The organism is Lysinibacillus sp. G01H, assembly GCF_028872195.1.
GTDB lineage: Bacteria > Bacillota > Bacilli > Bacillales_A > Planococcaceae > Lysinibacillus > Lysinibacillus capsici.
The window spans coordinates 1,363,827-1,378,374 of sequence record NZ_CP118397.1; the positions used below are offsets into that span (position 1 = coordinate 1,363,827).

Consider the following 14,548-nt stretch of genomic DNA (forward strand, 5'->3'; position numbering starts at 1 on the left):
CAATAGTCTCACTCATGCTCTCCATTGCTCTAGTTTACTTATCATAATAATCGTTCAATGCAATTTCTAAACGTTCTTCTAAATGCTTTGAAATATAGCTTAGAACGAATTGCTCTTTGTCCATTTCAATTTGTGCGGACTTAAAAAATTTGGTGAAAAAACCGACTTTATTATTTTGGGAATATTGCTGTAATGCTTCTGTTCGTAATGTAGAAACGATTTCATTTTCTATATGACGCTCTCTAATCTTTTGTACAATGTCTTTCACGCTATTTTCTTGCAGCTCGGTAATTTGCTTTTGAAGATGTTCATTTTCCTGCTTTAGTTCCAACGTTTCTTTTTGAATTTCTTCCACTTGAAGGGCAGAATCGGTCGAAAAACGTTGAATGTTTTTGTCAAGAAAGTCCTGATTAATGTTAACTTGTAACGTCCCTTGCTCTTCATTCGGCAAAATCTGAAAAAGACCTGTTTGAATCATCTGCTGTAGCACGTTTCCAAGCAAATCAATTTTATGTGATAAATCCTCAGAATCCATGGTCGTTGCGGTAATTTGGTGTTTCAGCAGCTGTCCGTTATCATCAATACCTAGCAATAATTTAATCCCCCTGACACGATACTCATCCTTCAATAATAAAATCATGCGCAATCTCAATATAGCAGGTAGGTTTAAACGAATATTGCTATTTGTATTGGGCGAAGCATTGTCAAAAATATACTGTTCAAACGGCTTTAAATAGTAGCGAAGCATGGCGTCTGTAATATCAAACCAGCCCGCGACTTCTGCAATTGTATAGTGTTTCGATTCATCGATCTCTGCTAAATACCCATCATTATAGAGGTTTTCCTCTAAAGGTGTATGTTGCAGTGCAACATACAATGGGTCATCTTGCACAATTTCAAGTACCATTTCTTTTGCATCATTTACCTTAAGCATCCTTACACACCCCACTTTATTTTTCCCATGACTAATGGTCTCTATATAGGTTTCTATTCGATTGTCAGCAATTGTATGCCTATTTTATGTAGGAAATTGTCATTAGAACGAAGTACCTTTTAATCTTTTATGAACCTTAAGGGAAATTGTACTGATGTTCAGGAGGAAGTTAATACAGAAGAATTACCGTCCTATACATTTTATTTTTTATAGATAAAAGATTATTTTTAGTGTAAAATTACACTTTAATAATCATATTATATTTTTATCGAGGTGTAGCTGAAATGAAAAGATTTATTCAACGTATTTTGTCGCTATTTCCATTTCCGTTTTTATTTCATTTTTGTGAGTATAATAGCCACCTCTCTAATCAAGAGGCTAGCTTCTTATTTCCATTATTTCTTTTTTTCATCATTGGAGTTGGCATAGTATCTAGAAATGATCATCTACCTTTGTTCATTGTCCTAAATTTTTTAATGACTGCTTTGTCTTTAATGTTAGGCCATTTTTTTATAGATGATGATGGAAGTTGGTTTAAGCCTTTTGGAAGAGATGTAGCCATTATCTTTGTTTCATTCTTTTATGTTTTAGGGCAATTAATTATAAGAGGGATTAATAACGGAATCATGGGAAATAAAGTAAATGATGAAAATAACAATTAGTTATATAAGAAAGGATCATGTCTTTATACTGCTGTTAAGAAAAGAGGATACACCTAAAAATGAAGATTATATTGTGTTTAATCATCTTGTGAGCAGAAGAGCACGAAGAACAAGCTATGAAAGGGCCAACAGTTTTTAAAAATGTTGAATCTGTGATCCAGAGGTTTCATTATAGGCTTTGCTGTCGTTGGTATTGAATGTGCACCTTCATTCCATTCTTTAATAGAGCGTCAATATGCGTATATTCATGATTTTGATGTGAGTTCAATACTAATGAAATGGAATTTTATGAGCGAAAAATGAAGATGAATATAGAAATTAAGCAATTAAGTCACTCATGAATAAAAGTGAGCGACTTTTTTTGTTTTCACCATAGGGTATCGTGTTAATCTACTAACTAAATAATGTCAATTATTAAGAAAAAGTTAAGAATTCTCCTTGCAAATCTTTAAGAAAGTCTCTTTATAGTTAAAACCATCAATAAAGAACGCAAAGCGAGGAGACAACGAAATGCAGCTTATCACCTTCCTTACTGAATTTATAAAGCATCCAAAAACAATAGGCGCCATATCACCTAGTTCTAAGAAATTAGCGCATAAAATGGTGCAACCTATTTGCTTTGAAACGGCTCAATGCATTATAGAGCTTGGCCCAGGGATGGGGGCCTTTACAAAGGAGCTTGTGAAAAGAAAAAAGCCAGCTACATGGCTTGTTCTCATTGAACATAATGCGATTTTTTGTGAGAAACTGCGTAGGCAATTTGCTCATGTAGCTAATGTTGTAGTGATCCATGGTTCAGCAGAAAATTTGAAGCAATATTTGACGGACTTAAATATCGAAAATATAGATTATGTTATTTCTGGACTGCCATTTACATCGTTAAAGGCGGAAGTATCGTGTTGCATTTTAAGAAATGTGAGGGATTGTTTGTATAATGGAAAATTCATTACTTTCCAATATTCACTTGTGAAAAAATCATTTTTTCAAACCTATTTTCAGGATATTTCACATGAGAAAGTATGGATCAATATGCCACCAGCGTATGTATTGAGCTGTAGGTTAGGAAATACGAGGGTCAGCTAATGGAGCTACAGGATCTTTTATTATTTATAGAACAATATGGCTATTTTGCTTTGTTTTTTAGTTTATGGCTAGGGATCATAGGCATGCCGCTACCAGATGAAATGATTGTCATGAGTGGTGGTTTTCTATCTTCGCTAGGAAAATTGGTCATATGGAAATCTTTTTTACTTACTTATTTAGGCGTTGTTTCAGGGCTTTCTCTAGGATTTATACTTGGAAAACTGTTTGGTCATCGTGTACTCGATAAACTTGTGAAAAAGAAAAAGGCAAAGTACTTATCTAAATCAAAAGAATTGTTAGATCAATATGGACGTTTTGCATTAGTCCTGAGTTACTTTATTCCAATTGTTCGACATATTCTCCCTTACTTGGTGGGAATGAATAATATGCCTTTTAAAACATATGCCTTATTTTCCTATACAACAGGCTTTATTTGGACATTGATTTATTTTACACTAGGTTTATTGTTCGGCAGTCAAATTGAATATATTTCTGTTATTGCTACGAAATATGGTATTTACTTTGGGTTATTCATCGTGACTGTTAGCTGTATTTATTATTTTTATATACGGAAATTTAAAAAATAGCTAAAATGGAGGAACATTATGAATGGAAAATATTTGATTAATGGTGGGATTAGATGAGTAATGAAACAATTTTAATTGTAGATGATGAAAAAGAGATAAGAAATCTGATTTCAATTTATTTGAAAAATGAGGGGTTTCAGGTGTTAGAGGCATGTGATGGAGAAGAGGGTTTACAGTTAGTAAAGAAGCATAAAGTACATTTAATTGTATTGGATTTAATGATGCCTAAAGTAGATGGCATTAAAATGTGTATGAAGGTAAGAGAAGTAGCAGAAATGCCTATTATTATGCTAACTGCCAAATCTCAAGATATGGATAAGATTGGTGGTTTAACAATAGGTGCTGATGATTATGTGACGAAGCCCTTTAATCCGTTAGAGCTGATTGCCCGCATTAAATCACAGCTTCGTCGCTATCTGAAAATGAGTGGCTTACATAGCAGCAATAAAGAGGAGCTGGAAGTTGGTGATTTACGTATCAATACGGCGACACATGAAGTTTTTGTTAACAATGAAAGAGTAAAGCTGACACCTAGGGAATTTGCTATTTTGGAATTGCTTGTTAGTAATCCTGGCATTGTCATGAGTGCAGAGCAAATCTATGAAAAAGTTTGGAAAGAGGAAGCATTTCAATCGGAAAATACTGTAATGGTACATATTCGAAAAATTCGAGAGCGAATTGAGACAAATCCAAGGAATCCACAATATATTAAAACCGTATGGGGAGTAGGGTATAAAGTTGAAAAAGTTCTTTAGGCTTTTAAAGATCCCAAGGTTTCTGAAGCATATTGGTGCGAAAATAAAAAATAATATTCAACGTAGCATTCGTATTCAACTATTTACAACGTTTTTATTATGTGCACTCGGCAGTTTTTTAGTGGCACGTGCAATAGTGCCATTTTTTGAGAATATCAATGAGACAGTGATTGTGGATTATAGTGGTAGTATGAAGTTGATGTATTATCATGCGCAGGATACAGCAGCGATGGCAACTCAAGAAAATAGTGTTAAAGCATTAAGAGAATTGATCGATCAAGAAAATGGAAAAATAGAAAATGAGGATAATGCATTAAAAATAGTCGTCACAGATGAGACAGGGAAGATCTTATATAAAACAAAGCAGGTGAAGGAGCAACAAATCGATTTGCACGAAGAGATAAGGCATGTCATGGACTTTACAATGAATCAACCTTTTGAAAATGCCTATCATGTGATCGAAACGTCTCGTGAGGAGTTTACAACATTAGTGCCACTAACTTTACAAGATAAAAATTATTATTTCTTTGTTAGTGGGCTTCCACAAGGCGAAGCCATCACAAGTACGAATGAAGGCCCCATACCTTTTTTCATTGGTGTTATGTTGTTTATCGTATCATTTTTCTCTATAACAAAACGCAAAATGAATCAAATTGAGGCATTAGCGGAGGGGGTTATGGAAATCGCAAAAGGAAATTTAGCCTTTCGTATTGAGAAAAAAGGCCAGGATGAAATTGCTTTACTCACGGATAATGTTAATCAAATGGCAGAAGAAATTATGACAAGTATCGAGATGGAGAGGAAAATTGAACAACAAAAAAACGAGCTCATTACAAATGTTTCACATGACCTTAGAACACCTCTTACCTCAATCATGGGTTATTTGCGTTTATTAAGAGAGGAGAAGTATGAGACGAAAGAGCAATATGACGAATATTTGAAAATAGCCTTTTCTAAATCCGAGCAATTAAAAAATTTAATAGACGATTTATTTGAGTATACTAAGCTCACGAATGATAAAAATACTTTAATGCGACAACAGGTTTGTATAAATGAGCTACTCGAACAACTAATGGAGGAATTAGTACCATTAGCAGAGGAGAAACAACGTATTTTTATAAAACATTTTCCAGAGAAACGAATTTTTGCTGCCCTGGATTCGGAAAAAATTGTACGAGTATTTGATAATCTACTCATCAATGCCATCAATTATAGTACAGCTGAAGGAAAAATTATGGTTTCCCTTGATGGACAAGCAAACCATGTGCGTATTTGTGTAGCGAACCAAAGTGATGCCTTTACATCTGTGGAGCTTGCTAGTTTATTTGAGAGATTTTATAAAAAAGATCAATCGAGAACAAATGTAACCGAGGGCTCAGGGCTTGGACTAGCGATTGCGAAGAGCATAGTGGAGCTTCACGGAGGAACGATTCACGCAAAATACAAAAACGAGACACTGTACTTTATTATCACATTGCCATTAGCAGCTTCATAACTGACTACAATGGAAGAATAGTAATGGCATGTTGTATTTGTTTATGTTGTGAAAGCATATCTTGTAGGGTTGCTAGGGTAGCTGTGTTTCTGATTAATAATTGGATTTCTGTCTGCTTGTATTGTCGTTGAAAGTCCAGAATATAATCTGCAATAATATGTAAATTATATTGATTTTTAATCTCTACCTCGACGAAAAATGGCAGTGTTAAATCTGGTAGCTTAATACTACCGCCACGTCGAATCCAAATTGCTTCCTGCACATAGTAGCGGATAGGTAATTGGCGGTTACTAGCGATAAAAATATCCATAGAAAACTCCTTTCAATGTCTAATTACAGCCTAAAGGAAATGTATTCAGCCGTCAAAAAAAACATGAGAAAATCTTATGGAAGATTTTCTCATGTCTTAGTGTTGAAAAATAAAACAGTCAATTGAAAGGTAGAAATGGATTTCCGTTGCAGGCTACTTGCTTTCCTGTGGGCGACCGCCAAGCCGCTTCCTCCGCTACCGCTCCGTTTAGTGGCTCGCTGTCTCTCTATCCCACGGGAGTCAAGTAGCCTTCCACTCCAACCTACAAAAGTGTTACCTTTTTAGCGAAATTTTTTTAATAAATTGAAGGTGTTCACTACTCTTTATGAAGTGGTGTTGTCAAGCATCACATCTCCACATTGAAAATAACCCTCTAAGAATATAGATAATGGGCGATTTGATCGCTCCACTACTATGAAAAAAAGTAAAGACATTTTGCAGAATGGTTGATTGGAGTGGAGCCAGCGTCACTCCTAGGGGATTTAGCGTCACTGAGGAGACCCTGGAGCGAACGGAAGTGAGTGAAGCGGCTCATCGGACGCCCCCTGGAAAGGACGGTGGCGGAACGGAAATCAACCTCTCACCTTGCAAAGTTGCTTTTTCTGCTGTTGACATCATCTTTTTTCAACAACATGACATGTGAAAATCTTATTCTCATGTTTTTTTGTTTGTTTTTTTGTTGTATTTGATTTGAATATGTCCGTTTTTTGGACTAATTGTAAAGGGCGTGTAAATATTAATTTAATCCATTGTAAATGATATGTACAGCTAGCTTAAAACTATTAATAATAAAGTCTGACAACAAGGAAAGGGTTGAATAGATTGGCTATCAATGTACAGGAGATGATTTTCCAATTTCTTGGAGGGTTAGGCTTATTTCTTTTCGCTATTAAATTTATGGGAGATGGCTTGCAGAAGGCTGCAGGTGATCGACTAAGAGATATTTTAGATAAATTTACAACAAACCCATTAATGGGTGTACTAGTTGGTATTGTAGTTACAGTTCTCATACAATCAAGTTCAGGTACGACTGTTATTACCGTTGGACTAGTGAGCGCAGGACTTATGAAACTGCGCCAAGCAATTGGCGTGATTATGGGTGCTAATATTGGGACAACCATTACTGCATTTATTATAGGAATAGATGTAGGTGCTTACGCATATCCAATTATGGCAGTGGGCGCAATATGTTTATTTTTCTTTAAGAAAAGTTTCATTCAAAATATGGGGCAAGTATTATTTGGCTTTGCAGGTTTATTTATTGGTTTAGAGCTGATGAGTGGTGGAATGAAGCCGCTTAGAGATTGGCAACCATTTTTAGATTTAACTGTACAAATGTCTGATGTGCCGATTTTAGGCGTATTAGTAGGAACGATATTCACTCTGGTTGTTCAATCTTCCTCGGCTACAGTAGGGATTTTACAAGGGCTTTATGCTGAAGATTTGATAACATTACATGGGGCATTACCTGTCTTGTTTGGAGATAATATTGGCACAACGATCACAGCCATCCTAGCAGCTTTAGGTGCTTCCATTGCAGCAAAACGAGCAGCTGCCACACATTTATTATTTAATGTAGTGGGTACAGTTATCTTTATGCTCATATTAGGATTATTTACGAACTATGTGGAATGGATTGCAGGGGTGCTCAATTTAGAGCCGAAAATGCAAATAGCCTTTGCACATGGAACGTTTAATGTCCTCAATACAATCATTCAATTACCATTCATAGGTGTTTGGGCTTATGTCGTAACGAAACTAATTCCGGGCGAAGATTCAATCATTGAATACAAACCAAAATTTTTGGATAAAAATTTAATTATCAAATCACCGTCAGTGGCATTAGGTCAAGCAAAAATGGAAGTAGTACGCATGGGCGAGTATAGTATTCAAGGTTTAGAAGAAACATTAAAGATTTTGAAAACGGATGATGCTAAGTTAATAGGTAAGGTCAACCAATTGGAGGAAGCCATTAATAATTTAGATCGCAAATCAACGGAATATTTAGTGGAGTTATCAAAACAATCTTTATCAACCCATGATTCCCAAGTGCACCATGCATTATTTGAAAATATTCGTGATATCGAACGAATTGGTGATCATGTAGAAAATATAATTGAGCTTCTACAATACAAGGATAGTAATCGCGTTCGTTTAAGTGAACAAGCGATGCAGGAGTTAGAGGATATGTTTGTTTTTACATTAGAAACTGTGAAAATGTCTATCGAATCACTTGATAAGCGTGATCTTTCCTTAGCACAGCAAGTGATAGAAAAAGAAAATGAAATTGATAATATGGAGAGACGTTTACGTAAATTGCATATTAAGCGATTAAATGAAGGAGTTTGCTCAGGTTCAGCAGGTATTGTATTTGCGGATATTGTGAGTAATTTAGAAAGAATCGGTGATCATGCTTCTAACATAGCGGAAACCGTTATTGCTTAATATAAAGCTGTTCAGAGGAGATAATCTGCTGAACAGCTTTTTTTTTCGGGGAAGGATAGAATTATTAAACTGACGGATAGAATTTCAAAACTAACGGATAGAACCCTCAAACTGTCGGATAGTTATAAGCTTCTATGGCTTCTAAAAAATACATTAGGATGGGGGATTGTACTTCGTCTTTACGATAAATAAACCATGTAGGAATATGTGCTTGCTTGTTCTTTATCTTGTGCAAAGTTAATGCTTGTGTTGCCATGTGTTTTTCTGCAATGGCACGTGGTAGTAAGGTAATACCTAACCCAGCAGTAACACAGCCAATAATACCGTCAAGCGTACCAAGCTCCATTCGATTTTGTGGTCGAACTCCTTCTTCATGTAACCAATGTTCCAAGATGGCTCGATAGGAACAGCCATGGCGGAATGTAATCACGGAGCTTCCCTCTAAATCCTGTAGATGTTTAATAAGCTTATGCTTGTTAGAAGTGAGAATAACAAGCTCTTCACAGACAAACTCTTTCATCATTATATTTTCTTTATAAACAGGCCCGGTAACAAATGCGCCATCTAGTTCATAGTTTTCAACCCGTTCAATATTGTGCTGAGAAGGGCTTGTTAATATGGTGATATCCACTTGTTCATGTGCTTGATGAAATGTGCTTAACAGAGTTGGTAAATGTAATGCAGCAGTTGTTTCCATCGAACCAATTCGTAAAACGCCTCGTTGTTCCTCCGTATCATGTATGATCTCAAAGGTTTTTTCATAGAGATGAAGCATTTTTAGGACTAACTCGTAGAATTGTTCTCCTTTTGGTGTTAGCCGTATCCCTCGATGTCCACGATAAAAAAAGGTTGTTTCGTAGAGTGCCTCAAGACTTTGTATTTTCATAGAGATGTTGGATTGCGTGTAATTAAGTGCCGTGGCAGCTTTAGAAAAGCTACCTGTTTGGACGACTGTTCGAAAAATCGTTAAATCATTAATATTCATATGCCCTCCAGCTATCAATTTTATTGATACTTATTATAAAGAATTGGATCTATTTTTGATACCTAGATATTCGATATAGTGAAATAGAAGGAGTGATGATATGCACAAGCAAACAGTACGATATTTAATCGGGGGCATTTTTGCTTTAGTAATCGCTATGGGGATCGGCCGTTTTTCGTATACGGTTATTTTACCTTATATGCAAGAAGCTTTTGAATTTAGCCGAGCAACAGCAGGTTACTTAGCAACGAGTAATTACTTAGGCTATTTGGTTGGAGCCTGGGTGGCAGGCCGTTTACCAATAGGGAATAAACGAATCCTCTTTTTGCAAATTACCCTTGTTATCAGCGTTTTAACAACAGCCTTCATGGGCTTTACAAATGCAATCATCATTTGGTATTTATTACGATTTATCTCGGGGGTTGTGAGTGCTTTTATTTTTGTTGTTATAACAAGCCTAATACTAGACCAGTTAGCTAGCAGTAGTCATATGCATCTATCGGGGCTGTTCTATAGTGGGGTGGGAGTAGGGATTGCATTAAGTGCGGTGATTGTTTCACCAATCCAAGCAGTTTTCCATTGGAATGGAACTTGGATCGTATTAGCTTTATTTAGTATTGTATTGTTTGTCTTGATTGTGCTATTCATCAAGCCTATTACACCAAGTAAACAACTAGTGGAAAGCCAGATAATTTCACAGAAAACGCCTCCTCAGTCTTGGATGAAATGGTTAATCATCGCTTATAGCTTAGAGGGACTTGGCTATATTGTCACAGGTACATTTATTGTATCAATTGCACAGGAGTCGACAAGCTTTCATGGAGATGCAGCCTTTGTATGGTTTGTTGTGGGTGTTGCAGCAATTCCCTCATGTATCGTCTGGTCTAAGCTAGCACAGCGTTATGGCTATGTGAAAATTTTGCTCATCTCTATGCTACTGCAAGCGATAGGTATTATTTTACCTGCGTTAGCTACAAATTCGATGACCCTTTATGCTAGTGCCTTTATTTTCGGGGCAACCTTTATGGGAATTACAACTGTTTGTACAACATTAGCGAGGAAACTTGCACCAGTTAATAGTCATCAAATGATAGGCTATTTAACCGCTGGCTATGCGCTCGGACAAATGATTGGTCCATCCATTGCAGGAACACTTGCAAGCTACACAAATAGCTATCAGTACGCCTTAGTTGGGGCTTCCTTAGTTGTAATGCTGGGAGGATTATGTTTAATAGGTGGCATAAAATATGATAGAAGCACCTAAAAAAAGTAAGTAAGGTATGTTGCGCCTTACTTACTTTGAAATTAATGGATATCTCGTTTCTTAAAGTTACCACCACGAACTTCTGATACATCAGAAATGACAACAAAAGCGCCTTCGTCGATGTCTTTAATAATCGAAACTAATTTATTTTCTTCCATACGGTTAATGACACAGTTTAAGATTTCTGTTGGTTCATTGGAGAAACCACCACGTCCATGTGTATAGGTAACACCACGGCCTAAGCGGGCTTGAATAGCGTCTCCAATCTCCTCGGATTTTCCACTAACCACACGAACTTCTTTTGATTTTTCTAAACCAACTTGGATTATATCGATAACATTTTTGGCAATATAGTAAGTTAACGCTGAGTAAAGAGCACTCTCTAAGCCAAAGATAAAGCTTGCCCCTATGAAAATAAAGGCATTGATAAATAATATAATATCGCCGACTGAAAATGGAATCTTACGTGACAATAGTACAGCTAAAACCTCTGAGCCATCTAAAGCGCCACCATTTCGTAGGACAATCCCAATCCCCACACCAAGAAGCATACCACCAGATAAAACAATTAGGAGGGGATCATTTGGGCCTAAAATGGTTTTGACGTCATGTAAAAGCACTGTAGAAATCGATAAAGCTGCAATACCAGCACTACTCATTAAGGCAAAGGTTTTTCCGACTTGCTTGTAGCCAATATAAATGAACGGAATATTTAAGACAAAGAGCAGTACGCCTAATGGGATACCAAAGAGGTGCGCGCCCATAATACTAAGACCTGTTACACCGCCATCAATGACAGCATTCGGAATTAACACGGCCTCTAGTCCGTAAGCGGCTATAACTGCCCCAATAATGATCATAATTAATTTTCGTATATTTTCTAGTGACTTTCCTTTTTTCATAAATCTTCTCCATTTCTTTACGTCAATAGTACCTAAGGTTTTGGAATAATATTTAAAGCAATTGTTTTAGTTTCAAAACCTTTATTTGAGTCGGTCATATTATAGTATTTAGTTAATAAATCGTTTAATTCAATTTCAAAGTTTTTGAATTGATCGTCCGTTAACGTTAGGTCGATTAAAGAAAAAGTTGCTAAATCTGTTGTGCTTTCTTTTTCATCAAGTGAATGTAAATAATTTTGATATTGAGATAGTAAAGCCAATTGATAGTAGGAAATATAATTTAATTTTTGCTTGGTTGTGAGTTGCGTCCAATCCTCCTTACTAAGTTTTGCTGCTCCTTCATTTAATGCATAAAACTTCTCTGTAACAGAACGAACTTTTCGCTCTTTCACAATTTTTATAATATTTTCATCGACTAAAATTTGGATGTGACGATATAGAGTGGCTTGTGGTACATCTTTAATGACAGAAATCATCTCCAATGTGCTTAAACCCTCTTCTTTATTGTGCATCAGAGTTTGTAAAATTTTCATTCTCACAGGGTGCATTAATACCTCTGCTTTATTTCGCATAAACCGATCCTCCTACCAGAAAATGAGATAGTATCAAGGGAAGCATTCAAATGTTATCAATTTGAGAACATTATCAAAAAATATACTATAGCGTTTTTTTAAAGATGTACAGTAAAAAGGTAATGAAATTTTTTCATTCTTTTGTTATCATTATTGATAATGATAATGAAAGGGGTTATAAAAATGAAATTACACTATGGTTTTGAAGACTTAAATCAAATTGATTGGGCAAGCATACTACCAATCCTTTTACCATTTGTACTCGTAGGTTTTTTACTTATCACTGTTGCACTCATAGATTTATATAAACATAGAGATAGCAGAGAAAACATACTTATGTGGGCAATTATTATTTTGTTCTTTAATACAATTGGTTCTGTTCTATATTTCGTGATAGGTAGAAAGGATGTCAATAAACGTGCGCTTAGAAATTAATAATATAACGAAAAAATTTAAACAGAAAACGGCAGTAAGTAGTTTTTCAATGGTTATTGATTCGAATGAATGTGTAGGGCTTATTGGACCAAACGGGGCAGGGAAATCCACATTAATTCAGATCATTGCTGATATTCTTTATGCAGATGAAGGGGACATTGTACTTGATGGACAAAAAATTTCAAAGATGAAAAATCATATTGGTTATTTACCACAGTATCCTAATTTCTTCTCGTGGATGACAGCATCAGAAACTTTAGCCTTTATGGGGACACTTTCGGGTATTTCGAAAAATCAATTACAAAAAGATATCCCAATTCTTCTGGAAAAGGTAGGCTTAGGGAAAGAAGCACATGCTCATGTTGGAACATTTTCAGGAGGTATGAAACAGCGTCTTGGTATCGCACAAGCTTTATTACACAAGCCAGCTTTCATCATTATGGATGAACCCGTATCAGCCCTAGATCCAATCGGTAGACGTGAAGTGCTGAATCTATTAAAAGATATAAAAAAAGAAACGACCATACTACTTTCTACACATATTTTAGGCGATGCGGAAGAAGTTTGTGAGCGCTTTGTGGTCATTAAAAATGGTTACAAAATAGAAGATGCAACAAAATTGGAGTTACTTAATCGCTATCAAGATTTAGCTATCTTTTTAGCGGTTCAAAATAAAGATGTAAAATGGCTAACAACGATTGAAAATTTACCTTATGTAAAGAAACTCGAAAATTGTGGGGATGGTTTTAAAGTATATGTCAATCACTTGGAAGCAGACGCCCATCGATTGCTACAGTACGGATTGGATTCAAATGTACTATTTACAAAGTTTGATCTTGATCTTCAAGAAAGCTTAGAAGAAATATTTTTAGAATTGGTGGTGTAATTTAAAGTGAATACGTTTATCGCACTAAGTAAAAAAGAAATGAATCAAATGACAAAGGAATATAAAGTCGTTTGGCTACCAATCGTTTATATTCTCCTAGGTTTAACTCAGCCGATCATGATGTATTTCTTGCCTGCTATTTTACAATCAATGGGTGGTATAGAAGGGATTATAATTGATCCATCAATGGCAAAGCCAGGGGGAGAAGAAGTGCTTGCTTCAACCCTTAATTCGCAATTTGATCAATTAGGTATAATCATACTTGTTATTGCAACGATGGGAATTATTCAAGGAGAAAAAGCCAATGGGATGATGGCATTCATTTTAACAAGGCCAGTATCTATCACATCCTACTTAAACAGTAAACTGCTTACTCATTATGTTTTAGCTGTTCTATGTATTACGCTTGGCTATGCAATGTCCCTTGGCTATACATCTTATTTATTTACCTCTGTACCGATAACGCGCGCATTGATAGCTTTAGCATTTTATTGTATTTGGCTGTTGTTTGTCATTACATTTGTTGCCATGATGAGTACATTTTTTAATAGTACACCATTTATCGCTTTAATCAGTATTGGTGTCTTATTTATTTGTCGTTTTTGTGCTGGCTTACATCCATTCTTAGATGTCATAAATCCAGCTAGTAATAGTTTGTATGCTACAACGATAATAATGACAGGTGACATAGAAACATGGTATAGCTTTCATATTGTTGTCACACTGTTACTTGTACTATTCATGATGGCTATCATGCATCATTTTATTGCCAAAAAGAAATTTTAATATGGAGGAAATCCTCGACAAATGAATGTAAAAGTAAATCGAAGAAGCAAAATTCCATATTATCAACAACTCGCACAGCAGCTGCTTTTATCCATAGCGACTGGAAATTTAAAAAAGGGGGACCATTTGCCTTCTATACGCCAGCTAGCGGCACAAACAAACCTCAATCTGCATACAGTTCATAAAAGCTACAAAGAGCTTCAAAAAAAGGGAATCATCACCATTAAAGCTCATTCTAGAGCATTTGTTATCGTAGATCCTAATAAAGCAACGACTGTTTCATTTCACCAAATAGCTACGAATGTGGAGCAATTATTGTTAGAGGCTTATATTTTAGGCATGAAAAAATCTCAACTAAAAGAAATGTTTTATGACATTTTACAAAAGTATTATACGGAGAGTGAAAGAGATGGCTACTGATAATCTAGTGACCATCTCTTTTACAAT

General features: G+C 35.7%; 16 protein-coding genes. 11 read left to right on the plus strand and 5 right to left on the minus strand.

Translation table 11 applies throughout. The features are described from left to right. Nucleotides 1-34 precede the first annotated feature (34 nt). Nucleotides 35-934 (minus strand): hypothetical protein, encoded by a 900-nt coding sequence (locus PSR12_RS06595; RefSeq protein WP_257521399.1) that lies wholly within the window; start codon nucleotides 932-934, stop codon nucleotides 35-37. Nucleotides 935-1,218: 284 nt separating this feature from the next. Here PSR12_RS06595 and PSR12_RS06600 point away from each other — a divergent pair, with 284 nt between their 5' ends. The 5 genes from PSR12_RS06600 (at nucleotide 1,219) to PSR12_RS06620 (ending at nucleotide 5,516) form a co-directional block, all read left to right on the plus strand. Beyond that, nucleotides 1,219-1,596, plus strand: a complete 378-nt coding sequence (locus PSR12_RS06600; protein WP_274772179.1) for a hypothetical protein — start codon at nucleotides 1,219-1,221, stop codon at nucleotides 1,594-1,596. Between the two features lie 510 nt (nucleotides 1,597-2,106). Continuing rightward, nucleotides 2,107-2,679: a class I SAM-dependent methyltransferase gene (locus PSR12_RS06605; RefSeq protein WP_221680524.1), complete on the plus strand. Its 573-nt coding sequence runs from the start codon at nucleotides 2,107-2,109 to the stop codon at nucleotides 2,677-2,679. Further along, nucleotides 2,679-3,266 carry a DedA family protein gene (locus PSR12_RS06610; RefSeq protein WP_274772181.1) on the plus strand — a complete coding sequence of 196 codons (588 nt, stop codon included), beginning with the start codon at nucleotides 2,679-2,681 and terminating at the stop codon, nucleotides 3,264-3,266. The genes PSR12_RS06605 and PSR12_RS06610 overlap by 1 nt, the downstream gene beginning before the upstream one ends. 53 nt (nucleotides 3,267-3,319) lie before the next feature. Next, complete coding sequence (locus PSR12_RS06615; RefSeq protein ID WP_274772183.1) at nucleotides 3,320-4,021, plus strand: response regulator transcription factor; 702 nt, start codon at nucleotides 3,320-3,322, stop codon at nucleotides 4,019-4,021. Then, a complete protein-coding gene (locus PSR12_RS06620) occupies nucleotides 4,005-5,516 on the plus strand; it encodes a HAMP domain-containing sensor histidine kinase (protein ID WP_274772185.1) in 1,512 nt (503 codons plus the stop codon). The genes PSR12_RS06615 and PSR12_RS06620 overlap by 17 nt, the downstream gene beginning before the upstream one ends. Before the next feature lie 4 nt (nucleotides 5,517-5,520). On the opposite strand, the gene PSR12_RS06625 is transcribed toward PSR12_RS06620, so the two are convergent. Continuing rightward, a complete protein-coding gene (locus tag PSR12_RS06625) occupies nucleotides 5,521-5,826 on the minus strand; it encodes a hypothetical protein (RefSeq protein WP_221680528.1) in 306 nt (101 codons plus the stop codon). An 843-nt stretch (nucleotides 5,827-6,669) separates the two neighbouring features. Between PSR12_RS06625 and PSR12_RS06630 the strand changes: the two genes are divergently transcribed. Beyond that, nucleotides 6,670-8,271, plus strand: coding sequence for a Na/Pi cotransporter family protein (locus PSR12_RS06630; RefSeq protein WP_274773439.1), 1,602 nt, complete (start codon nucleotides 6,670-6,672; stop codon nucleotides 8,269-8,271). A 106-nt stretch (nucleotides 8,272-8,377) separates the two neighbouring features. Here PSR12_RS06630 and PSR12_RS06635 read toward each other — a convergent pair whose 3' ends face one another. After that, the gene (locus PSR12_RS06635) at nucleotides 8,378-9,256 is read right to left on the minus strand and encodes a LysR family transcriptional regulator (RefSeq protein ID WP_274772188.1); all 879 of its coding nucleotides are present in this window, start codon (nucleotides 9,254-9,256) and stop codon (nucleotides 8,378-8,380) included. A gap of 100 nt (nucleotides 9,257-9,356) precedes the next feature. Here PSR12_RS06635 and PSR12_RS06640 point away from each other — a divergent pair, with 100 nt between their 5' ends. Beyond that, entirely contained in the window at nucleotides 9,357-10,520 is a 1,164-nt protein-coding gene (locus tag PSR12_RS06640; protein ID WP_274772190.1) for a YbfB/YjiJ family MFS transporter, read from the plus strand. Between the two features lie 41 nt (nucleotides 10,521-10,561). Here the strand turns inward: PSR12_RS06640 and PSR12_RS06645 are convergent, their stop codons facing one another. Both PSR12_RS06645 and PSR12_RS06650 read right to left on the minus strand, forming a co-directional pair. Continuing rightward, a complete protein-coding gene (locus PSR12_RS06645) occupies nucleotides 10,562-11,422 on the minus strand; it encodes a YitT family protein (protein ID WP_004232402.1) in 861 nt (286 codons plus the stop codon). Nucleotides 11,423-11,454: 32 nt separating this feature from the next. After that, a complete protein-coding gene (locus tag PSR12_RS06650; protein ID WP_221680532.1) occupies nucleotides 11,455-11,994 on the minus strand; it encodes a transcriptional regulator in 540 nt (179 codons plus the stop codon). Between the two features lie 183 nt (nucleotides 11,995-12,177). Here PSR12_RS06650 and PSR12_RS06655 point away from each other — a divergent pair, with 183 nt between their 5' ends. Genes PSR12_RS06655 through PSR12_RS06670 form a run of 4 tightly spaced genes read left to right on the plus strand, consistent with a single transcriptional unit; the run spans nucleotide 12,178 to nucleotide 14,521 of the window. Next, nucleotides 12,178-12,429, plus strand: coding sequence for a PLD nuclease N-terminal domain-containing protein (locus PSR12_RS06655; RefSeq protein ID WP_004232404.1), 252 nt, complete (start codon nucleotides 12,178-12,180; stop codon nucleotides 12,427-12,429). Further along, entirely contained in the window at nucleotides 12,413-13,315 is a 903-nt protein-coding gene (locus PSR12_RS06660; protein ID WP_274772193.1) for an ABC transporter ATP-binding protein, read from the plus strand. Before PSR12_RS06655 ends, PSR12_RS06660 begins: the two co-directional genes overlap by 17 nt. Before the next feature lie 6 nt (nucleotides 13,316-13,321). Then, the gene (locus PSR12_RS06665) at nucleotides 13,322-14,101 is read left to right on the plus strand and encodes an ABC transporter permease (RefSeq protein WP_274772195.1); all 780 of its coding nucleotides are present in this window, start codon (nucleotides 13,322-13,324) and stop codon (nucleotides 14,099-14,101) included. A gap of 21 nt (nucleotides 14,102-14,122) precedes the next feature. Next, nucleotides 14,123-14,521: a GntR family transcriptional regulator gene (locus PSR12_RS06670; RefSeq protein ID WP_257521408.1), complete on the plus strand. Its 399-nt coding sequence runs from the start codon at nucleotides 14,123-14,125 to the stop codon at nucleotides 14,519-14,521. The last annotated feature ends 27 nt before the right edge of the window (nucleotides 14,522-14,548 follow it).